22 protein-coding genes are annotated in these 19,854 nt (G+C 60.0%); 8 read left to right on the top strand and 14 right to left on the bottom strand.

Annotated elements, in window-relative coordinates:
* Positions 1-99 precede the first annotated feature (99 nt).
* Both HMPREF2806_RS02450 and HMPREF2806_RS02445 read right to left on the bottom strand, forming a co-directional pair.
* Positions 100-1,389, bottom strand: coding sequence for an ABC transporter substrate-binding protein (locus HMPREF2806_RS02450; protein ID WP_070515995.1), 1,290 nt, complete (start codon positions 1,387-1,389; stop codon positions 100-102).
* Positions 1,390-1,508: 119 nt separating this feature from the next.
* Complete coding sequence (locus tag HMPREF2806_RS02445; RefSeq protein ID WP_070515993.1) at positions 1,509-2,498, bottom strand: ABC transporter ATP-binding protein; 990 nt, start codon at positions 2,496-2,498, stop codon at positions 1,509-1,511.
* Positions 2,499-2,569: 71 nt separating this feature from the next.
* Here HMPREF2806_RS02445 and HMPREF2806_RS02440 point away from each other — a divergent pair, with 71 nt between their 5' ends.
* The gene (locus HMPREF2806_RS02440; protein WP_070515991.1) at positions 2,570-3,445 is read left to right on the top strand and encodes a biotin--[acetyl-CoA-carboxylase] ligase; all 876 of its coding nucleotides are present in this window, start codon (positions 2,570-2,572) and stop codon (positions 3,443-3,445) included.
* Between the two features lie 42 nt (positions 3,446-3,487).
* On the opposite strand, the gene rbsD is transcribed toward HMPREF2806_RS02440, so the two are convergent.
* Genes rbsD through HMPREF2806_RS02410 form a run of 6 tightly spaced genes read right to left on the bottom strand, consistent with a single transcriptional unit; the run spans position 3,488 to position 9,153 of the window.
* Positions 3,488-3,862, bottom strand: a complete 375-nt coding sequence (rbsD, locus tag HMPREF2806_RS02435) for a D-ribose pyranase (RefSeq protein WP_049156355.1) — start codon at positions 3,860-3,862, stop codon at positions 3,488-3,490.
* Entirely contained in the window at positions 3,855-4,763 is a 909-nt protein-coding gene (locus HMPREF2806_RS02430) for a ribokinase (protein WP_049156354.1), read from the bottom strand. The genes rbsD and HMPREF2806_RS02430 overlap by 8 nt, the downstream gene beginning before the upstream one ends.
* On the bottom strand, positions 4,760-5,674 hold the full coding sequence (locus HMPREF2806_RS02425; RefSeq protein ID WP_070515990.1) for a D-ribose ABC transporter substrate-binding protein: 915 nt from the start codon (positions 5,672-5,674) through the stop codon (positions 4,760-4,762). Before HMPREF2806_RS02425 ends, HMPREF2806_RS02430 begins: the two co-directional genes overlap by 4 nt.
* A 10-nt stretch (positions 5,675-5,684) precedes the next feature.
* Entirely contained in the window at positions 5,685-6,626 is a 942-nt protein-coding gene (locus HMPREF2806_RS02420; RefSeq protein WP_046647012.1) for an ABC transporter permease, read from the bottom strand.
* Positions 6,627-6,628: 2 nt separating this feature from the next.
* A complete protein-coding gene (locus tag HMPREF2806_RS02415) occupies positions 6,629-8,167 on the bottom strand; it encodes a sugar ABC transporter ATP-binding protein (protein WP_049156342.1) in 1,539 nt (512 codons plus the stop codon).
* Positions 8,164-9,153, bottom strand: a complete 990-nt coding sequence (locus HMPREF2806_RS02410; protein ID WP_046647010.1) for a LacI family DNA-binding transcriptional regulator — start codon at positions 9,151-9,153, stop codon at positions 8,164-8,166. Before HMPREF2806_RS02410 ends, HMPREF2806_RS02415 begins: the two co-directional genes overlap by 4 nt.
* Before the next feature lie 457 nt (positions 9,154-9,610).
* Here HMPREF2806_RS02410 and HMPREF2806_RS02405 point away from each other — a divergent pair, with 457 nt between their 5' ends.
* Positions 9,611-10,054, top strand: coding sequence for a hypothetical protein (locus HMPREF2806_RS02405; RefSeq protein WP_070516038.1), 444 nt, complete (start codon positions 9,611-9,613; stop codon positions 10,052-10,054).
* Here HMPREF2806_RS02405 and budA read toward each other — a convergent pair.
* Positions 10,051-10,770: an acetolactate decarboxylase gene (gene budA / locus HMPREF2806_RS02400; protein WP_070515988.1), complete on the bottom strand. Its 720-nt coding sequence runs from the start codon at positions 10,768-10,770 to the stop codon at positions 10,051-10,053. The two genes, HMPREF2806_RS02405 and budA, sit on opposite strands and share 4 nt — an antisense overlap.
* On the opposite strand from budA, the gene HMPREF2806_RS02395 reads away from it, so the two are divergent.
* The 3 genes from HMPREF2806_RS02395 (at position 10,756) to HMPREF2806_RS02385 (ending at position 13,103) form a co-directional block, all read left to right on the top strand.
* Positions 10,756-12,018, top strand: a complete 1,263-nt coding sequence (locus HMPREF2806_RS02395; protein WP_070515986.1) for a 5-(carboxyamino)imidazole ribonucleotide synthase — start codon at positions 10,756-10,758, stop codon at positions 12,016-12,018. The two genes, budA and HMPREF2806_RS02395, sit on opposite strands and share 15 nt — an antisense overlap.
* A gap of 42 nt (positions 12,019-12,060) precedes the next feature.
* A complete protein-coding gene (gene purE, locus HMPREF2806_RS02390; protein WP_046647007.1) occupies positions 12,061-12,561 on the top strand; it encodes a 5-(carboxyamino)imidazole ribonucleotide mutase in 501 nt (166 codons plus the stop codon).
* An 86-nt stretch (positions 12,562-12,647) separates the two neighbouring features.
* Positions 12,648-13,103, top strand: coding sequence for a YdcF family protein (locus tag HMPREF2806_RS02385; protein ID WP_070516035.1), 456 nt, complete (start codon positions 12,648-12,650; stop codon positions 13,101-13,103).
* On the opposite strand, the gene HMPREF2806_RS02380 is transcribed toward HMPREF2806_RS02385, so the two are convergent.
* Together HMPREF2806_RS02380 and HMPREF2806_RS02375 are read right to left on the bottom strand one after the other, a co-directional pair.
* Positions 13,100-13,561, bottom strand: a complete 462-nt coding sequence (locus HMPREF2806_RS02380; protein ID WP_049156335.1) for a hypothetical protein — start codon at positions 13,559-13,561, stop codon at positions 13,100-13,102. The genes HMPREF2806_RS02385 and HMPREF2806_RS02380 overlap by 4 nt on opposite strands.
* A gap of 38 nt (positions 13,562-13,599) precedes the next feature.
* A complete protein-coding gene (locus HMPREF2806_RS02375) occupies positions 13,600-14,640 on the bottom strand; it encodes a ribonuclease HI (RefSeq protein WP_070515984.1) in 1,041 nt (346 codons plus the stop codon).
* 93 nt (positions 14,641-14,733) lie between these two features.
* On the opposite strand from HMPREF2806_RS02375, the gene HMPREF2806_RS02370 reads away from it, so the two are divergent.
* Positions 14,734-15,228 carry an RNA polymerase sigma factor gene (locus HMPREF2806_RS02370; RefSeq protein WP_046647003.1) on the top strand — a complete coding sequence of 165 codons (495 nt, stop codon included), beginning with the start codon at positions 14,734-14,736 and terminating at the stop codon, positions 15,226-15,228.
* Positions 15,221-16,270: a hypothetical protein gene (locus HMPREF2806_RS02365; RefSeq protein ID WP_070515981.1), complete on the top strand. Its 1,050-nt coding sequence runs from the start codon at positions 15,221-15,223 to the stop codon at positions 16,268-16,270. Before HMPREF2806_RS02370 ends, HMPREF2806_RS02365 begins: the two co-directional genes overlap by 8 nt.
* On the opposite strand, the gene HMPREF2806_RS02360 is transcribed toward HMPREF2806_RS02365, so the two are convergent.
* A complete protein-coding gene (locus HMPREF2806_RS02360; RefSeq protein WP_070515980.1) occupies positions 16,267-16,824 on the bottom strand; it encodes a TetR/AcrR family transcriptional regulator in 558 nt (185 codons plus the stop codon). The two genes, HMPREF2806_RS02365 and HMPREF2806_RS02360, sit on opposite strands and share 4 nt — an antisense overlap.
* A gap of 121 nt (positions 16,825-16,945) precedes the next feature.
* Here HMPREF2806_RS02360 and HMPREF2806_RS02355 point away from each other — a divergent pair, with 121 nt between their 5' ends.
* Positions 16,946-18,121: an acyl-CoA dehydrogenase family protein gene (locus HMPREF2806_RS02355; protein ID WP_070515979.1), complete on the top strand. Its 1,176-nt coding sequence runs from the start codon at positions 16,946-16,948 to the stop codon at positions 18,119-18,121.
* Positions 18,122-18,254: 133 nt separating this feature from the next.
* On the opposite strand, the gene HMPREF2806_RS02350 is transcribed toward HMPREF2806_RS02355, so the two are convergent.
* Together HMPREF2806_RS02350 and HMPREF2806_RS02345 are read right to left on the bottom strand one after the other, a co-directional pair.
* Complete coding sequence (locus tag HMPREF2806_RS02350) at positions 18,255-18,857, bottom strand: DDE-type integrase/transposase/recombinase (RefSeq protein ID WP_070523112.1); 603 nt, start codon at positions 18,855-18,857, stop codon at positions 18,255-18,257.
* Positions 18,858-18,950: 93 nt separating this feature from the next.
* Positions 18,951-19,661: an IS6 family transposase gene (locus tag HMPREF2806_RS02345; RefSeq protein WP_070515977.1), complete on the bottom strand. Its 711-nt coding sequence runs from the start codon at positions 19,659-19,661 to the stop codon at positions 18,951-18,953.
* Positions 19,662-19,854 lie beyond the last annotated feature (193 nt).

Here is a 19,854-nt window from a genome sequence, read left to right as displayed (position 1 = left end):
GGTAGCCCGGACTTCCTCTGGGAGAAAAGAGCCCGGATCGCAGAAGGAGGCGCGGGCAAGTCACGTGGACTTACTCGCGCCCCCATGCACGCTGGGAAATTAACCCTGCGAAGCGGCTTCGATGGCTGCCTTCATATCCTTCGTGGCGTCATCGACGGACTTGCCCGCGGTCAGTGCCGCGTAGGCGTTATCCTGCACCGCCTTGGAGATGGCGGTGTAGAACGGGGAGACCGGACGCGGTGCGGCGTTCTCCAGGGATTCCTTCAGAGCCGGCAGGTACGGGAACTCCTCGACCAAGGAGTCATCGTCGTAGATGGAAGCCAGCACCGGCGGGAAGGAAGCCTCGGCGAAGGACTTCTGGTTCTCCTCGTTGATGATGAACTTCATGAAGTCCAGGGCCGTAGCCTTGTGCTCGGAGTTGATATTGATGCCGTTGTTGTAGCCACCGAGGGTAGACACACCGACGCCGTCCTTGCCCACCAGCGGCTGGACCTCAAACTTCACGCCAGCCTCTTCGGCGTTGGTGTACATGTACGGCCAGTTGATGGCAAAAGCGGTCTTGCCCTCAGTGAAAGCAAGGTTGGTCTCCTCCTCCGTTGTGGCGGTGGAGTCCTTGGAGATGGTGCCGTCCTCGTAGGCGTCGACAAGCGCCTGCAGGCCTTCCTTCGCCTCGTCCGAGTCAACGGCGACGTTGCCCTCGTCATCCAGGATGGAGCCGCCCCAGCCCTCGATGAAGCCGGCGGTGTTCACGGTGAGACCCTCGTACTGCTTGAGCTGGGTGGTCAGGCAGGAAGCATCACCCTTGATGGCCTCACAAGCAGAAGCGATGTCGTCGAACTTCTCCGGAGCCTTGTCCGCCAACTCGGTGTTGCGGAAGAGCAGCTGGCCGTTGGTGTTCTGCGGCAGCGCGTAGAGAGTGTCGTTGTAGGTGGCGGATTCCACGGTGGGCTCCAGCAGTCCGGAGGTATCCACCTCGAGGTCACCGGTCAACGGTGCCAGCCACTGGTTAGCGGCGAAGTCCGCGGTCCAGACCACGTCCAGCGCCATGACATCGTAGTCAGAGTTGCCCGCCTGCAGGGACTGCACGAGGGTCTCGCGCTGAGCGTCGGCCTCGCCGGCGAGCTCCTTGAGCTCGACCTTCTCATCTGGGTGCTCGGCGTTCCATGCCTCGATGATGGGCGTGATCTTGTCGGTATCGTTCTTGCCCATGGCAAAGGTGATGGGGCCGCGGCCGTCACCATCCGTCGAGGCGGCATCGGAGCCAGCGCTTGACGACGATCCCTCGTCGCTCGACGAGCAACCCGCCAAGGTCAGAGCAAGGGCAGCGGTGGTAACGACTACGCCGCGGCGGACAGAGCGCAGCGAGCTAGGGAGAAACGGCTTCTTCATGGAGTATTCACCTTTCGGAAAACTTCTGGTGACTTCAAAATAGGGGATCACCCCCACAGTGCACGTGGTTTTGACGTTTAATTCACTCAAAATGGGGGTAAAACTACCCCTGATTCTTCTTAAACCTCGATGCGCTGTCCGGTTTCAGGATCGAAGCGGTGCGCCTCCCGGGGGTTGAAGGTGAGGACGACGTTGTCCCCGCGCTGTGGAACGTTATCGCTCGCGCGGGCAACGAAGCGCTGCTCACCCACCATGACGTAGACGAAGGACTCGGAGCCTAGCTCTTCTACGAATTCCACGGTGCCTTGGAAGCCCACCGGTCCCTTGTTGATGAACATCTTCTCTGGGCGAACGCCAACGCGGCCACCGTTGTAGTCAAAGATGTTCATCGCGGGGGAGCCGATGAAGCCGGCGACGAATTCGTTAGCGGGGGAGTCGTACAGCTCGCGCGGCGGTGCAACCTGCTGCAGGACACCGTCCTTGAGCACGGCGACGCGGTCTCCCATGGTCATGGCCTCCACCTGGTCGTGGGTGACGTAGACGGTGGTGGTGCCGAGGCGCTGCTGGAGGCTGGCCAGCTCCGCACGGGTTTGCACGCGCAGCTTGGCATCCAGGTTAGATAGCGGCTCATCCATGAGGAATGCCTTGGGCTCGCGCACGATGGCGCGGCCCATGGCGACGCGCTGGCGCTGGCCACCGGATAGATCCTTCGGCTTACGCTCCAGGTACTCCGTTAACCCTAGAGTCTTCGCGGCTTCCTCTACCTTGGCTTTGATTTCAGCCTTGGGCATCTTGGCCAGCTTGAGGGCGAAGCCCATGTTCTGGGCCACGGTGAGGTGCGGGTAGAGGGCGTAGTTCTGGAAGACCATGGCGATATCGCGCTCGCCGGGCTCGAGCCCCGTGACGTCTTTGCCATCGATGAGGATGCGGCCGCTGGAGACCGGTTCAAGTCCTGCGAGGGCGCGCAGGGTAGTGGACTTACCGCAGCCGGACGGGCCGACGAGGACTAGAAACTCGCCATCCGCGATCTCGAGATTGAGGTCTTTGACCGTGGGGTTCTCGGCGCGGGGATAGGTGATGCCGACGTTCTCAAAAGTGACCTTTGCCATGCACATACACTAGCACTCGCTGCGGACACAGTGCGCGTGGTCGAGTACTAACGGCGGGTAGGGTTGGCAGTATGACAGCTCTAAATCTTGACCGCATCCGCGAAGCTCTCGACGGTGATTTTTCCGTCATCGATTACACCGAGTCCACTGGCTCGACCAACACCGATCTCATGGAGGCGGAGAAGGTTGCCGATGGCACCGTGCTGCTCGCCAACGAGCAGGTGTCCGGCAAAGGCCGCTTGGGCCGTCAGTGGGTGAGTCCGGCTGGATCCCAGCTCATTTTCTCCGTGCTCATCCTTCCGGATTCGCTCGACCACTTGGGCACCCTGCCTCTAGCCGCAGGTTTGGCCGTGACGGATACCGTCGAGGGAGCGGTACTCAAGTGGCCGAATGACGTGCAGATCGACGGCAAGAAGCTCTGCGGCATCCTCGCGGAGGCCGGTCCGGTGGGTGAGGCCTTCAAGTCTGCTCCGAAGACGGAGGTCTCCAAGACAGAAGTCAACAAGGCAGAGATCAACAAAGCTGAAATCAACAAAGCTGAAGTGAATAAGGCCGAAATCGCCCCGAAGACAGAGGCCGCTAATCCGCCCTCAGCCCGCGTGGTCGTGGGCATGGGCATCAACGTGACGTTGACGAGGGAGGAACTGCCCATCGAGGCCGCAACCTCTCTCGCGCTCGAGGGGCTTGATACCGACCGCACCGAGCTGGCCATCACCGTGCTGAAGAACCTGCGCCACCGCATCACCCAATGGGAGAAGCAGGATCCGCAGCTCATGGCTGATTACCGCAAGGTTTGTTCTTCGATTGGTCAGGAAGTCCGCCTCGAAGCCCCGACGGGCGATGTGACCGGCACTGTTGAGGGCGTGGCGGACGACGGCCGTATCAACGTCGGCGGTGAGTACTACTCCGCGGGTGATGTCATCCACCTGCGCCCAGCTGGTCAGTAGCGAGTTGGGAGTGCGTGCTTTTTGGAAGGATCGAAAGGTGTTTTAAAAGGGCACGCCGGAGCGAAAGATCACATTGGAAAACGGCGTTGTTGACCCAGTGCGCACCACGAAAGAGGCGTCGGCGACTTGACGTTTGAGCTCCTCGTGCGCGACTTCCGTAAGTGGGATGCTGGGAAGCAGCGTCCGAACCTCTGGCGGAGTGGAATCCGCAATCGTGGCTGCCTCTACTACTACTTCGGCGAGTAACGCGGAAAGCGTATCGCCGAAGGAAGGGATGCCAAAGGTTAACGTCAAATCAATAACTGTCACATCCTGCGGTATGGGAAGCCCGCAATCCGCGATGACGAAAGTATCGGTGTGCCCAAGGCGAGCAACGGCGCTGGCGAGTGCAGGGTTGAGGATTCCAGATTTACGCATTGTCCACCTCCGGTAAGCGTGAAGAAGTAGTTGGGTAAGAAGGCTGTGCTCCATTGCCGGTTGTAGCGAAAGCTCCGACGCGGGCAGCGAATGAGGCCGCATCGATGAGTGAGTCGCCCTGCAAGAGTCGGGAGCACAACGCGCCGGCGAAGGCGTCGCCAGCACCGGTGGTATCTATGGTGGTCACGCGTGGGGTAGGTATATCCGTGCCGCCTTCTGGGGTGGCTACGTACGCTCCACGCGCGCCAAGGGTTAAGACTACGGAGCGGAAGCCAGCCTCAATAAGTCGGTGAGCAAGCTCGTGAGGGGTGCCATCGGAGGGAAGACCGAGCTGCTCTAAAATGAGACCAGCCTCGTGCTCATTGGCAAGAAGCGGATTGGCTTGCAGCAGGCTTTCACGGTCGACTTGGACAACAGGGGCGAGGTTAACCACGACGCGTCCATTGCTGTGTTCTACTGCGGCTTGAAAACCGGAAGCAGGGATTTCACCTTGTAGGAGAACAATGTCGGCATCGGCGATGGTGGAGGCGCGAGCGGCGACAAAATCTGAGTCGACTTGAGCGTTAGCGCCGGGGGAAATGACGATGGTGTTCTCGCCGTCGGCGGAAACAGTGATGACAGCGAGGCCAGTATTGGTGTCTACCTGCTCTACTGCACTGAGATCGATACCCGAGGTCCGCATGTAATGCATAGCGGGTTCCGCATAGGGATCAGACCCTACGGCGCCAACGAAAGCGACATGCGCACCAAGTTGGGCCGCGGCCACTGCCTGGTTTGCGCCCTTGCCCCCGGCTAGGATTTCACCGCCAGAACCCAGCAGGGTCTCACCGGGCTGAGGGTGGCGCTCGGCGTGGACGATGAGATCGGCATTGATAGAACCGACGACAGTTAACTTGCTCATTGGAATTCCTCTACGTTGTCGCGGGTAACGGTGATGACTTCTACGGGGACAGATTTCTGTGCCTTTTCACCATGCAGGAGTTGTGCGGCTTGCTCGATGGCGCGGGCACCGAGCTCGGCTGGTTGCTGAGCGATAGTAGCTTCCAGCTTGCCGTCCTTGACAGCCTTAAGTCCGTCGAAAGTACCGTCAAAGGCCACGATCTTGACCTCGGAACCAGCGCGCGATCCCAGGGCTTCGATGGCGCCAAGGGCCATTTCATCGTTCTCCGCAAAGATGGCCTTGATGTTCGGGTTGGCTTGCAAAAGGTTGGTGGCTACATTGAGCCCCTCTGTACGATCAAAATTTGCCGACTGTTTAGCAACCACCTTGATGCCCGGGTACTTGGCAATCTGTGACTCGAAGCCCTTGCCACGTTCGCGCGAGGCCGACGTACCTGCGGTGCCCTGCAGGATGAGGATGTCACCTTCCTCGCCGATGGATTTGGCCAGTTGATCTGCTGCTTGGGCACCGCCGGCGACATTGTCGGAGGCAACCATGGAATCCAAATCTACGCCGTTAACGTCGCGGTCTACACCGACCACAGGGACACCATTGTTCTTGATTCCGCGTACTGCTGGAGCTACAGCATCGGAGTCTGTGGGGTTAACAACCACCACTTTCGCGCCCATCGACGTAGCGTTGCCGAGTTGATTGACTTGCTGAGCAGGATCATCCGAGGCGTCTTGGATATCGAGGGGGACTCCGAGTTCTTTGGCCTTGTCCTGTGCGCCATGGCGTAGCTCAACGAAGAAGGGGTTTGTCTGGGTTGATAGCGCAAGAGTTATGCGCTGACGGTCTTCCTCCGAGCGGTTGCATGAGACCAAACCCAAAGCAAGAACGGCAACGAGAACTGCAGAAATGATCTTTTTCATGAGGCGCTCCTTAGTTGGCCGTCTTATTGCGGAAGACGTCGAAGCCCACGGCCAACGCGATGACTAAACCGATGACGATTTGCTGCCAGAAGGAGGAAACATTGAGGAGGTTGAGGCCGTTTCGGATGACAGCCAGCAAAATAGCGCCAACCAGAGTCCCCGTTGCTTTGCCTTGTCCACCAGACAGCGAGGCACCACCGATGACGACTGCGGCGATGGCATCCAGCTCATAACCGGTGCCTGCTTGCGGTTGCGCAGATTCGAGTCGGCCCGCCATAACCATGCCTGCCCACGCTGCGAAGAACCCAGAAAGCGCGAAAACTGCGATCTGGATGCGCTTGACTGGGAGACCGGAGAGGCGAGCTGCTTCGAGATTTCCTCCGATCGCGTACATGGAACGACCGAGCACAGTGCGCTCGAGGATGAACCAACAGAGGAGCCCAGCGATCACCATCATGATGATGGGCACGGGGAGGCCGGCGACGTCGCTGCCAAAGAAGTTGACCGAAGGCGCGGTCTCAATGGGAGAGCCTTGCGAGATGACGAGGGTTAGGCCACGCGCAATAGACATCATTGCCAGTGTTGCAATGAAGGAGGGAATCTTTCCCCACGCAGTGGCCATTCCACAGATAGCGCCCGCCAAGGCACCCACACCGAGACCAATGAGGAGAGTCAGCCAGCCCGGAAGCCCAGCAGTGGAGAACATATAGGCCGACACCATAGCGCCAAGAGCGGCTACAGAACCGACAGAAAGGTCGATTCCCGCGGTAACAATAACGAAGGTCATGCCGAAAGCTAGGATGGCCACGGTAGCTGCCTGGATGCCTACGTTAAGTAGATTCGTTACGGTTAAAAAATACGGGGTGGCGATGAAAAGCGCTATGCACAGCGCGATGAGGCCGACGAGAGCGCCATTGTTCAGAGCCCAGTTGGTTACACGATTCTTGGTCATAATTAATCCTTGGGGTCGTGGCTAGCGGAGTTAGTAGCGGCAGCGGAGGTTGCTGAAGTTACGTTGGCTACGGCGAGGGTCATGACCTCGTCTTGAGTGGAGTCTTTTGGCAGTTGCCCGGCAAGTTGGCCCCCTGACATGACGAGGATCCGGTCAGACATTCCAAGTACCTCTGGTAGATCAGAGGAAGCCATGAGGACCGCGCCACCGGCTGCCGTAACCTCGTTAATGATGTTGTAGATTTCGACCTTGGCGCCTACGTCGACGCCGCGGGTTGGCTCATCGAGTAAGAGAACTTTTGAGTTGGCGAGGACCCACCGGCCGAAGACTGCCTTTTGCTGGTTTCCGCCGGAGAGATTGCGGATAGCCTGGTCAAGCCCGGACATGCGTATACGAAGTTTTTCTGCCACTTCTCCCGCACGCCGATGTTGGCCAGAACGGTCCGCAATCCCAGCTCTAGCGGTGGGGTAGAGCGTCGCGAAACCGAGATTGTCTGCTACCGAAGCATCCAGGACTAGCGCCTGTGCTTTCCGGTCCTCGGGGATATGTCCCACCCCGGCGCGAATTGCGGCGCCGATGTCGCCGCCTCGAAGTTCTTGGCCATTCACACGAATGGATCCTGAATCGTAGGTGTCTGCGCCAGCAATGGCACGAATGATCTCCGTGCGGCCAGCGCCGACAAGTCCGGCGAGACCGACAACTTCGCCGGAGTGGACCTCGAAGGAGATGTCCTGAAACGAACCTTGTGTAGTCAGGCCTGCAACTTCAAGCAAGACATCGCCGCGCTCGGGCGGAGTGTCGCGCGGGTACTGGTTTTCGATACTGCGACCGACCATCAGCCGGACCAGTTCATCCTCATCTGTATCGGAAGGGACCTCGGCGATGAAGGCACCATCGCGCAGTACGCAAATGGTCTCCGCGATCCGTGCCAGTTCATCCAGGTGGTGGCTGATAAACACCATCGCCACGCCTTTTGCTTTGAGTCCTTCGAGAACTGTAAAGAGCGCATCGACTTCTTTGCCGGTCAACGCGGCTGTGGGTTCATCCAAGATAAGGATGCGCGCATTCATGGAAAGGGCTTTGGCGATCTCAACCAGCTGCTGCTTGGCGACGCCCAACTCACCCACCGGAGTATCCAAGTCAACATCAAGTCCGATGAGGTGTAGGGCTGCTTGTGCTTGAGCCTTGAGATGCTTGCGGTTGACAAGTCCGTAGCGTTGCGGAGTGCGACCGAGCACAATGTTTTCAGCTACCGACATAGTCGGCACCAAGTTGAGTTCTTGGTGAATAGTGGCGATACCGAGGGCCTCGGAGGCCTTAGTATCGGGGATTCTAACTTCTTTGCCATCTACTAGTATGCGGCCAGAGTCCGGTTCGTGTACGCCCGCAATCATTTTGATGAGCGTGGACTTACCGGCGCCGTTTTCGCCCAAAAGGGCTTGAACTTGGCCTCGCCGAACGTTGAGGTCGACCCCTTTAATGACATCAACGGGGCCGAAGGACTTGGTTACGCCTTCAAGTTTTAGGACGGTTTCACTCATGTGAGTTCTCCAGGGAATCGGTAGGCGGTGGACATTCGTGGGATATAGCGGGTATCGATGACCGTCGATTCGGGCTGCCGCTTGTTATCAATTGCGTCAACCAAGCGAGCGGTAGCTTCTTCTCCCATGCGCGTAACGTTCTGGTCTATGACAGAGATTGGCGCTGGTTGGAAACGTAAAAAGATGAAGTCATCGAAGCCAACTAGTGCGATTTCTTCACCAATTCTTTTGCCAGCGTTATGGCAAGCTTCTAGCGCGCCTGCGGTCATCATGGAATCGCCTGCGACTATGGCTGTGACGCCTTCTTGAAGAAGCGCGATGGCGCCCTTGTATCCAGATCGGTGGCGGAAGCTGCCGTGATGGATGTGGATATCCATTCCGGTTGTTGCGTCCTTGAATGCGTTGAGGCGCTCGCGTCCGGTGGACGTTTCTTGGGGGCCAGAGAGATACCCAATTGACGTGTGTCCCTTGCTCTTGAGCTGGGCCACGGCCGCATGTATCCCGGTAATTGGGTTTGAGACCACGGCTGGGAGGTTTTTAAGAGAACGATCGATGAGTATCAGTGGGCGAGATTCCGCCGCGCGCTGCAGTGCATCTTCTGCACCTTCGAGCGGGACACTGATGATTCCGTCTACCTGGCGTTGGGAGAGGGTGTCGAGGGCCTTGGTTAGGCGCTCTGGGTCTTCTCCGCAACTGGTAATTATGGTCGAGAGTTTGCGCTTATTCGCTTCTTCTTCCACTGCAGCGGCCATGGCAGCAAAATAGGCATTGTCCAAGTTGGGGATGATGAGCCCTATGGCGTCGGACCGAGAGTTTCTCAAGGCTCGTGCCTGAGCGTTGGGCAAATAATTGAGCTGTTGCGCAATGCTCATTACCTTTGCCCGTGTTTTCTCGGAGATAGCAGGATTTCCGGCAAGGGAACGCGAGGCGGTGGAAACTGAAACCCCGGCCGCAGCGGCAATATCTTTTAATGTGGCTCCAGTCATGAAATCCTCCTTCCTGTGGCCTCTAGTGCAATCGATTGCATAGGTGTTTCTCAACCTACTGCCGGCCTTTCCCGCTGTCAAGGGTTTTGTGTCGTGCGCTAGTCGTCGTGCGCTAGTCGTGAGGTCTAGAAATTTCCGTGCACTGGCCCCATCTGCGAGGAGAGGTAACCCCGGTGGAACGCGCTAGGTTGTCACAATCCCGCATGGCGCTTTTCGCAAGGCGTCTGTCAGAAGGCATTAGTCAAAAGGCGTCTTTACTCCCAAAGACGCCTTTTGCAGGCCGACAGATGGTGTTTTCAGGGGCAAGGACGCCTTTCGACTGATGCCTTTTAGGAAATGCCATGTGCGATGCCGCGCCGGGCCGCCGGATTGCCGAGGCTAGGAGGCGGTCACCCCTCACGCTCGGGTAGCGGGGGAGGACCGTGGAACGAGTGGGAAGGTAGGTACCATGTGCCCCATGAACCTCATGCAGATGGGCCGCGGCGAGGTTGTGCGCGCGGACATGACCGCCCCGTTTCGGACACTGCTCTTTCCCTTTTTAGAGCTCGTCGTCGTCACGGGTGTGTGCTGGATTGCCATCGGCTGGTGTGACTATAACGGCATTGACTTGGCGATTCGCAATGGCTTAGTAGCTTTATGGGCCCTGCTTGCCGTCTGGCGCTTCATCGTGCCCCTTGCCAAGGCCCGCCGCAAGCGCTTCATCGTGACCAACCTGCGCGTCATCGCCCGCGAGGGCAAGCGCGTTGATTCGATCCCGCTCACCGATATCCGCGGCGCGCGTCGCCGCCGCGGCGGGATTTCGCTGGCACTCCATGGCTATGAGAAGCCGATGTATTTTCCGTCCATCCCCAAAGCCAAGTACGTCGAGGGCATCCTTAACGAACAGCCGGTGTGGGGTTAGTCCTTAATCTCTGTCGTGTGCAGCTGCTGGTCTAGGTCATCAGGTGCCAGGTTGGCGGAGCGGAACTCGTGGGTCAGTGGCAGGCGCAGGTCGAGGTCCGTTCCGGGGCAGAGCTCAATGGTGGCCTCATCTACCGTGTAGTCCAGCACGTGCCCGCCGGAGGTGCGCTCGGCGTCGATAAAGTGTACGTGGCATCCGGGAACGGAGATTCCCTTCTCAAAGACCGGCGTGCGGAAACCGCCGATGACGCCCTCGACGTCGTCAAAGCGCAGCTCCTTATCGCCGCCCACCGCCTGAGCCATCGGTGGATAAGGCTTGCTCTGCTTGACCACCGTGCGGGTAACTACGTTGCTGAAGCGTCCGGTGATACGCACCGCGTACATGTAGTTGGCGGAAGGCTCGACCTCATCGATGAAGGCCGAAAGCTCCTCGCGCTTTAATCCTGTGGGCGCGGCCACCTTAATACGGGGGACAAAGTTCGTGACCACCGCGAAGGGGGTTCCCTGGTCCAAGTCCGCCACCGTGGCGGTGCCATCGCCGCGCAGCTGGTAGCACACGCCGTCGAGGATAATCATCTCCCCGTCCAGCGCATCGAAGGTGCCGATGCCGAAATTGCCCTTGCCCAAGAGCTCGCCGATGGTCATTTCGCCGTCGTAAATGCCATCCAACAGCGCGGTCATGAGGGAGTTCTGAAAGATGGTATGCCGGACGATCATGGCCCCAAGGCTAGTATTGAAAGAGTGAGTGAACAACACAAACCCCTCGTTACTGTTTATGGAGACGGCCAGCTTGCACGCATGATGCAGCCGGCCGCGGCTGAGCTCGATATCCACCTGCGCGTGCTGGCCTCCGCGCCAGACAAGTCCGCCGCACAGGTGATTCCGGACGTGGTGCTCGGTGACTACCACGATCTCGACGTGCTCACCGCCGCTGCGGAAGGCGCGGACGCGATTACTTTTGAGCACGAGCACGTCCCCACGGAGCACGTCCAGGCGCTCATCGCCGACGGTCTCAACGTCCAGCCCCAGCCTTCCGCCCTCCTCAACGCGCAGGACAAGCTGCTCATGCGCCAGAAGCTGGCCGAGCTGGGCGCCCCGGTGCCACGCTTTGCTGCTATCGACTCGGTGGAGGATGCGCGGGATTTTGCCGCGCTTGTCGACGATCACGTGTGCCTCAAAGCCCGCCGCGGCGGCTACGACGGCCATGGCGTGTGGTTCCCCTCTGCGGAGGAGCTGGAGCCGCTGGTAGAAGAACTTCTCGCGGCAGGCACCCCGCTGATGGCTGAGGAAAAAGTGGCCCTTACCCGCGAGCTGTCCGTGCTCGTCGCCCGCCGCCCCTCCGGCGAAGTGAAGGCTTGGCCGGTCACCGAGTCCGTGCAACGAGATGGTATCTGTGCAGAAGCGTTCGCACCCGCCCCGAACCTGTCCCCGGAGTTGGCAGAGCGTGCCATGCAGGTAGGCATCAAGGTAGCTACCGAGCTCGGCGTGACTGGCGTGCTTGCAGTGGAGCTCTTCGCCTTTGCGACGAAGCAAGACGCCGGCTCCATCATTGCGTCCGCCTCCGGTGCGCCGGGAGTATGCGTGGCAGAAGACATCGCCGTCAACGAGCTGGCGATGCGCCCACACAACACCGGCCACTGGACCCAGGATGGTTGCGTGACCTCCCAGTTCGAGCAGCACTTGCGCGCCGTGCTGGACCTGCCGCTCGGCTCCACCGCAGCCCTAGCGCCGGTCACCGTCATGACCAATGTGCTGGGTGCCGAAGAAGATCCGCAGATGCCCATGCCGCAGCGCGTCCGTGAAGTCATGGAGCGCTACCCAGAGGCGAAGGTCCACCTCTATGGCAAGGACCACCAGCCGGGCCGCAAGATCGGCCACGTCAACGTCGTCGGTGAGGATGTGGAGGAAACCCGCCGCATCGCTCACGATGCTGCCCACTTCCTCGTCCACGCGCAGTGGGCTTAAGCCCGCAGCGAGCTTAAGCCTTAGTAAAGAAGGAGATTTTTCATGGAACCTCTCGTCGGCCTGATCATGGGATCCGATTCCGACTGGCCCACCGTCAAGCCCGCCGCCGAGGTGCTCGCCGAGTTCGGCGTGCCCTTCGAGGTGGGCGTCGTCAGCGCGCACCGCACCCCAGAAAAGATGCTGGCTTATGCCAAGTCTGCCCACGAGCGCGGGCTTAAAGCCATCATCGCTTGTGCCGGTGGTGCGGCCCACCTGCCGGGCATGGTTGCCGCGGCCACGCCGCTGCCGGTCATCGGCATCCCGCGCGCGCTGAAGGATCTCGATGGTCTCGATTCGCTGCTTTCCATCGTGCAGATGCCGGGTGGCGTTCCGGTGGCCACCGTATCCATCGGTGGTGCCAAGAACGCCGGCTTGCTCGCCGTGCGCATCCTCTCCGCGGGCGACCCAGCCCTCGTGGAGAAGATGGCGGCCTACCAGGAGAACATGGCCGCCGAGGTAGAGAAGAAGGACGAGAACCTGCGTTCCCAGCTCCTCGGCGAATAAAGCGGGAAGTCGACCGGGGAGATTGATCTTAAGAGCCGACTACGCACATACTCATGCTGACCAGTATGCACGCTAAGCTAGCGGGCATGCAGTTTCCGCTTCTGGTGTTGGGCGCGCGCGTGGAGGGCGGCGAGCCCGGCTCGCTGCTGCGCAGCCGCTTGGACCGCGCGGTGGTGATGGCTCGCATGCTGCCGGAGGAGCCGATCATCGTATCCGGTTACGGGGAAGCGGAGCCGATGGCGCGCTACCTCATCGAGCGGGGCGTTAATCCGGAGCGGATTCGCCTCGAACCACTCGCTACGAGCACCAACGAGAATCTTGAGCGCGCACATGCGCTGTGCCCGGACTATAGCTACTTCCGCGTTGTGACCAATGACTTCCACGTGCTGCGCACCCGCATGTGGGCCTGGCACCTAGGGATTCGGGTCCGCACGCATGGTGTTGGCACCCCGCGAAGAGACCGCCCGTGGAACTACCTGCGCGAGGTAGTGGCGACCCCGCATTCGCTGCTGCGCATCGTGTGGCGGCGGCTTGTGGCCTAGGCACCGAAGAACATGAGCACGATGGCGATGAGCCAAATGACAAACCAGTGGCGCTTCTGCGGCGTGGTCGGGTTGGCTTTCTGCTGCAGCGTCTTGATGAAGTACCACGCGCCGGGCAAAGCGAAGCCGAGGCCGAAGGCTACGTCGCCATCGGTAATCGCGGTGAAGCCGACCAAGAATGAGAACAGGCTGAGCAGGCCCTTGAAGACGGAAAAGCGGTGAACCTTGCCGCCCGTTGAGTGCTGCTCGAGGGAATAGTCCTGCAGCGGGGCCGGGGCGTATGCGTGCTCAGACTCGGCAAAAGGCTCAGCAAAAGGATCCGCGAAAGGCGTCACAGGCGGAGTCGCAGAAGGCGCCGCATACGCCTCACGCGCGGGCTCCGCGAAGGGGTTCGCTCCACGGCCGCTGAAAGGCTTGGCCGGCTCCTCAAAAGGATTGGAGTCAAAGGGATTGCTCATGCGATTTACCCTAGGCCACCAGTGCGCCGAACCCCGAATTAGAGCTTAGCCAGCGTCTTCGCGATGCCCTCTTTCAGCGTCGCCCGCGATTGCTTCATCGGATGCGCAATTGCGCGCAGGCCCATGTACGCAATCTGGTCCGCCGCCCGGTTCAGCGGGTCACCCGCATGCCCCATCACCCGACGGATGGTTACCTCGCAGATCCCCTCCACGTCGTGCCATGCCTGCTGGAAGCGCGAGCGCGAGCCCGAGGATAGCCCCCGCCACATGCCGCGGGAGCGCACCGCCTTTGAGCCCTTCGTCCGAATCTGCTCCACCGCCTCCAAGGCGGCGACGGAGTCCGACTCGATGATCGCCTTGGTTGCGCCAACCTTGAGCAGGTACTTCAGTGCGAGCGTCAAGGATTCGAGCTCAAGCTCATCGGTGCTCGCCGTCGTCTTGCGCGTGCGCAACCGGTAGTCGCCATTGCTGGCCACGAAGCACATGGAGCCCTTGAATACCGTGTCCGAGGAGGCATCCGTAGCGATGCGCACGGTAGCGCCCTCCGGCCAGGAGGAGGCCGTCGAGAAGTTCGGCCACCAGTGCGCTTTCGGCGTTTCTACCTTTACGACCTGCTTCTTGCGCGGCGCCTCGCCCTCCTTCTTCGCGCGGCGCGCGGTGATGCCGGCCTGCTTGCGCCGCACGGAGCTGGCGCTTTTCGACGCCCTATTCTCCTCCGCAAAACTCCCCGTCACGGTGTAACCGCGCTCCTCCAACGCAGCCCGCAGCGCCGCCTGCCGGCGGCCGGTGACGATCCACTTGCGCCCCCGAATATTCTTCGTGGCCTTCTCCAACTCGCGGACGGCCACCTCAACGATGTCGCCCTTTATGATCTGGCCCTTGCGCACAAAGCGCGTCTTCGTGGTGTTGACGGCAATGACCCAGCCGTCGATAGTCCCGTCCTCCGCAGAATCCCAGCGCTCGTCCCACAGTGCAATGGCCACGTGCACAGGTGCTGAGATCATGTGTTTAGTGATCTTGCGCGTGCCGTAGGTGCGCGACTGCGTGCCCGTCAGGGCGGAGAGCTCGAGAGGTTCCATCCCCTTTAGTAAACCATTTGATCAGTCCGCTGTAACGCTTGGGCGTCTGGTGCAACATACTCAGTGAGCCCAATAGGAATCTGGAGTTAATTAGTGTCTGTCCTTACCTTGCCTGGTTCGCGCAAGCGGGAGTTCTCCCGCCTGTTCCGCGAGCATTATCCGGCGGTGCTGGCCTACCTGCGCCGCCGCGTCCCACCGAGCCATGCCGAAGAGCTGGCGGCCGACGTTTTCGAGCGGGCGTGGGCCGGCTTCGACTCGTTGCGCGGCACGCCGCTGCCGTGGCTGTATGGCATCGCCCGCAACGTGATGCGCGAGTTCTACCGCACCCGCCGGGAGACGGAGAACCTCGATGATCACGAGCTGGAGTCCTACGCCGGCTATGACGCAGTCGATGCCAACCTCGACATCACGCGCGCGCTGATGCAGCTCTCGCACGCCGAGCGCGAAATTCTCACTCTCCATGCCTGGGAGGGGCTCGACCATCCCGATATCGCCGAGGTCCTCGGCATTTCCCGCAACAACGTGCGCGTTCGCCTGCACCGCGCACGCACCCACCTTTCCGAACTCACAGGAGAAACCGATGTCTAACTCTCTCGACAAACTCCGCGCCGCCAACCCCGTTCCCGACACTGCGCTTGACGACGCCTCCCTCACCCGCTCCGAAGACACCCTCGCAAAGATCACGAAGGGCCGCCCCACGTGGACCATTGCGGCGGCGTCCGTCGCGGTGCTCGCGCTCATCGGCGGTGCCTTCCCGCTGCTCAATTATTCGGAGCCGGTGGCCTCGGCGGCAGAGATTCTGACCCAGGCCGGCGAGGCAGCCGCAACCCAGCCCGATGCCGTGGATAAGGGCGTGACCGCGAAGGAATACATGAAGCGTGTCGATACCCTCGGCGATGCCACGGCAATCACCGAATATGCGGTGGATGCTGGCGGTGCCGTGGAGGTCTCCTCGCAAGGCGAGGTGCCGGGCTTCGACCCGCAGCCCTCCATCAACCCGGAGGAGCTCGTCGTTGCTACCGACCGCGCCGGGCTGGAGAAGCTGGCGGATTCCGCCCCGAATCGCGCGCTAGGCGCGCTGGAGCTGCTGCTCCAGCCGGGACTGAGTAGCGAGCAGCAGAAGATTGCCTATGACATGCTGGCGGAGGCGGATGGCAATGAGGTCGGCACCGTTGAGGGCGAAGGCGAGGACCAGCTGGTCACCGTGATTCGCGATTCCGACCGCGTCTCCTTCTCCGTCCTGCCCGCCACCGGCCAGTTGGTGCGCGTGGTTGGACTCGTAGGCCCAGACGTGGAAACCACCATCGATGCCACGGCCATTTTGGACTGTGTCTCCGTCACGGGCCTGGAGGGCCCGGACCGCATCTCGCTGGCCTGTGCGGATAATAACTACTTGGTCAACCAGCTTGAATGGCAGCACTGGGGTGCGGATGCCGCGGAGGCAGACGGCGTGGCTATCGAGAACAACTGTGATCCCAACTGCGCGGAGGGCGAGTTTAGCGAGGATCGGGTCAAGGTGGTCGTCGATAAGCGCGTGGCCTGCGGCTACCACGCCGAGGTCTACTCCCGCGTGCGCGTGCAGTACCCGGATGGGCGTGAGGAAGAGCAGCAGATTGGTTGTGCACCCTAGGTAAGTTGGCGCAGGGCGAACTGGCCGTACATGTCACCTAAAGCCTCGGCGGTGTAATCCCCGTCGGGGCTGAACCATTGGGCCACGCCGATGCCCATATCGATGAGCGCCCAGCAGGCGATTTTGAGGTTCTCCGCGTGAAAGTCTCCCTCGTTGACCACGGCCATCCACCGTGCGACATAGTCGCGGCGCAGTTGCAGGACGACGGATTTGTGAGGCTCTTCGAGGTTGGTGAGCTCGTTGTTGACCACGCGGACGCGCCGGGCGTGGGTGGCGTGGTAGATGACGTGGGCTTTCATGGTGGCGACGAGCTTGTCGCGGGGATCGCTCAGCCCGGCGAGGCAGGCGGCGTTGGCGCGCAGGAGGTCCTCCATGGCGGTGATGGTGACTTCGGCGAGAAGCTCTTGTTTGGAGGAGTAGTGGTTGTACAGGCTGGAGGCGCGCATGCCGACGGCTTTGGCGATGTCCTCCATGCCGGTGGCGTGATAGCCGCGTTGGTCAAAGAGGTCGAGTGCGGCGGCGGCGATTTGGTCGCGACGTTTCTGGTTGGCCACGGTGGGGCGTCCTCCTGTTCTAGCTAATGGTGGTTAGTGTACAGGGCAACTGCTTGACAGGTGTCGAGATACACGTCACAATTGTGGCTAATCGTCATTCGTATTACCTGGAGAAGCAACCATGTCCCACAATCTCTTTGAGCGCACCACTGACTTCCTCGGCGTCTTCGACGACCTCTCTGAGGCCGATGCTGCTGGCTGGAAACGTGCCGCTCAGTTCCGCGAGTACTCCGACCCGGTGATCAACAAGCACTGGCAGGCATCTGAGTATCCGCTGGACTTGGTGGAGCGTTTGGGTTCCTTGGATGTGATGACTGATGGCCTGGCTGTGGAAGGTCACGAGCAGATGTCCACGCTTGGTGCTGGCCTTACGCTCATGGAAATCACGCGCGCGGATGCCTCGATGGGTACCGTTATTGCGGTCCAGGCGGGGTTGGCTATGCGCTCCATTGCCATGTTGGGCTCGGAGGAACAGAAGGCTTCGTACTTGCCACAGATGGCTAGCTGCTCGCTGCTTGGCGCATTCGGCCTGACCGAGCCCGCACACGGATCGGACTCCATCGCTTTGGAAACTACCGCGGTTCGCGATGGTGACGAGTGGGTCCTCAACGGCGAAAAGAAGTGGATTGGCAATGGCGCCTCTGGCGGCATCACCATCATCTACGCCCGTATGGAAGACGGTAACGTTAGCGGCTTCATCGTCCCGCAGGAAACCCCCGGCTACTCCGCCACCGTCATCGAGGGCAAGCTCTCTCTGCGTGCGATTCACCAGGCACACATCACGTTGACCGATTGCCGCATTCCTGCCGCCAACCAGCTTCCGGGCTGCCGCAGCTTCAAGGACGTCTCCCGCGTGCTCACCGCGACGCGCATTGGCGTGTCCTGGATGGCACTCGGTTCGGCGGTGGCCTGCTACGAGATTGCTCGTTCTTATGTGCTGGAGCGTGTCCAGTTTGGCCGTGAGCTGGCCAAGGCTCAGATTATTCAGCAGCGCTTGGCCAACATGGTCTTGGATCTTAGTCAGATGATGCTGACGTGCCGTGAGGTTTCTCAGCGAGAAACCGCGGGCACCTTGGCCCCAGAGCAGGCCTCGGCGGCAAAGCTCCACAACACGCGTGCGGCTCGCCGCATTGCTGCCGATGCTCGCGACATGCTCGGCGGAGTTGGCATCCTGCTGGAAAACGACATCGCGCGCCACTTCGCCGACATCGAGGCCATGCACACCTACGAGGGCACCGATACCGTGCAATCCCTCATCATGGGCAAGAAGATTACGGGCTTCTCGGCGTATAAGTAACCCGCCAACCGGGGATGTGGAGAGGCTCGCTTGATGGTCCCTCTAGTTTGGTCCTCTTACTTTGGTCCCTTTGCCCTCGATCGGCGCCTGCCTTTGAGTTGTGAACATCCCCCTGTTTGACGTGGTTGTTACTTTACGCGCTCGATGTCTCGGGCGCTAGGGGTTTGCCGTTGTTGATTTCTACCGTTTTAGGTGGTGGCTTGTAGACGGATTTCCGGGGTCTGGGTCTGCGGTGCGGGTGCGTCGCGTAGTAGACGGTTTCCTTTGCTCGGCGATGTTCAAGGATGTCACGCCACGTGCCTGAATACACTTCACTAGGTGTGTATCCATTCAGCCCGCTGTGGCGGTCACGGTTATTGTATTCGTCGATAATCCTGCCGATGACTTTCTGCGCATGCTGGATATCATCATAGGTTTCTAACGCATAGCGGTGATGCTTGATTGTGCGATGTGATGACTCTTCAAATGGATTGTCATTCGAAACATTCGGCCGAATTAATGACAGCTGCACGCCGTGTTCATCCAGCATGTCCTTCATCATGTGTGAGGTCATGACTTTGCCGTTGTCGGTGTGTACGACTTCAACGCTGTGACCGTTGAGCTCCTGGTCAGCAATGACTTGTTCAATCAGGCGTGTAGCGATGGTCTTTTCCTGTCGGTGTTGGACAGTCCATCCCACAACCTTGCGCGAGTACAAATCCAACGCTGTGTAAAGATGAAAGCCTTTAGCTGGCATGTACTATATATGATAGGTGCTGTTGCAAAGTTGGGCGGAGAGCCGTGACGACCCAGTTTCTCATTTCCTGATGGCCGCTGCGTGCCGGCGTTCTCAGGCCGTCTCGAAGACCCGGTTGACGATCACCGCGTCCGGATTGGGGTGCCCATAAGCAAACATCGTGCCCTGACCTTTCCGTAATGAATGCATCGCTTCCATCCCTTTCAACGTCCGGTAGGCGGAAATTCGGTTTTTGAACGCCCCCTTCGGTCCCAGGATTCTTTTAAGTCGGCCATGATCTCCCTCGAGAACGTTGTTCAGGTATTTCACCTGCCGGTGCTCCACCATCTGAGGGCAGATTCCCTCCGCCTTCAGCTCGGAGATCGCCTTGGCCAGAGCTGGTGCCTTGTCGGTGTTGATGACCCGCGGGGACCCGGCTGTCGTATTCGATCGCAGCGTCTTGGCCAGGAAACGCTTGGCCGCAGCCACATTCCGTTTTGGTGAGAGGTAGAAATCTAAGGTCTGCCCACCGGCGGTAATAGCCCGGTAGAGATAGCACCACGTGCCGCCGACCCGGATATAGGTCTCATCCACCCGCCAGGACCGGGCCTGCCAGTCGGGTACCTGCCGGTACCAGCGAGTGTGCTTATCCAGCTCAGGGGCGTATTTCTGCACCCAGCGGTAGATCGTGGTGTGATCGACTGGCACACCCCGCTCGGTCATCATTTCTTCGAGGTCGCGGTAGCTCACGCCGTAGCGGCAGTACCACCGCACCGCCCACAGGATGATGTCACGGGGGAAATGCCGACCGGAGAAGATGCCCATGGCTCTGATTATTTCACGTCGGTCTTTCTACTGCCCCAACTTTGCAACAGCACCGTAAAAATACCATGTCACGAAAGGCCCCAGTGATACATGTTTCAGGAGGTAGTAACAGGCTTTATAGATCAGCGGCAACACTTTAACAATTAATGTAGCGATAAGGTACACCCATCTGTACGCGCTGACCTGCGGCGTT

Source organism: Corynebacterium sp. HMSC076G08, from assembly GCF_001811515.1.
Lineage (GTDB): Bacteria > Actinomycetota > Actinomycetes > Mycobacteriales > Mycobacteriaceae > Corynebacterium > Corynebacterium hiratae.
Note: the sequence above shows the minus strand (reverse complement) of the source record. Positions and strands in the feature narration are given on the sequence as shown.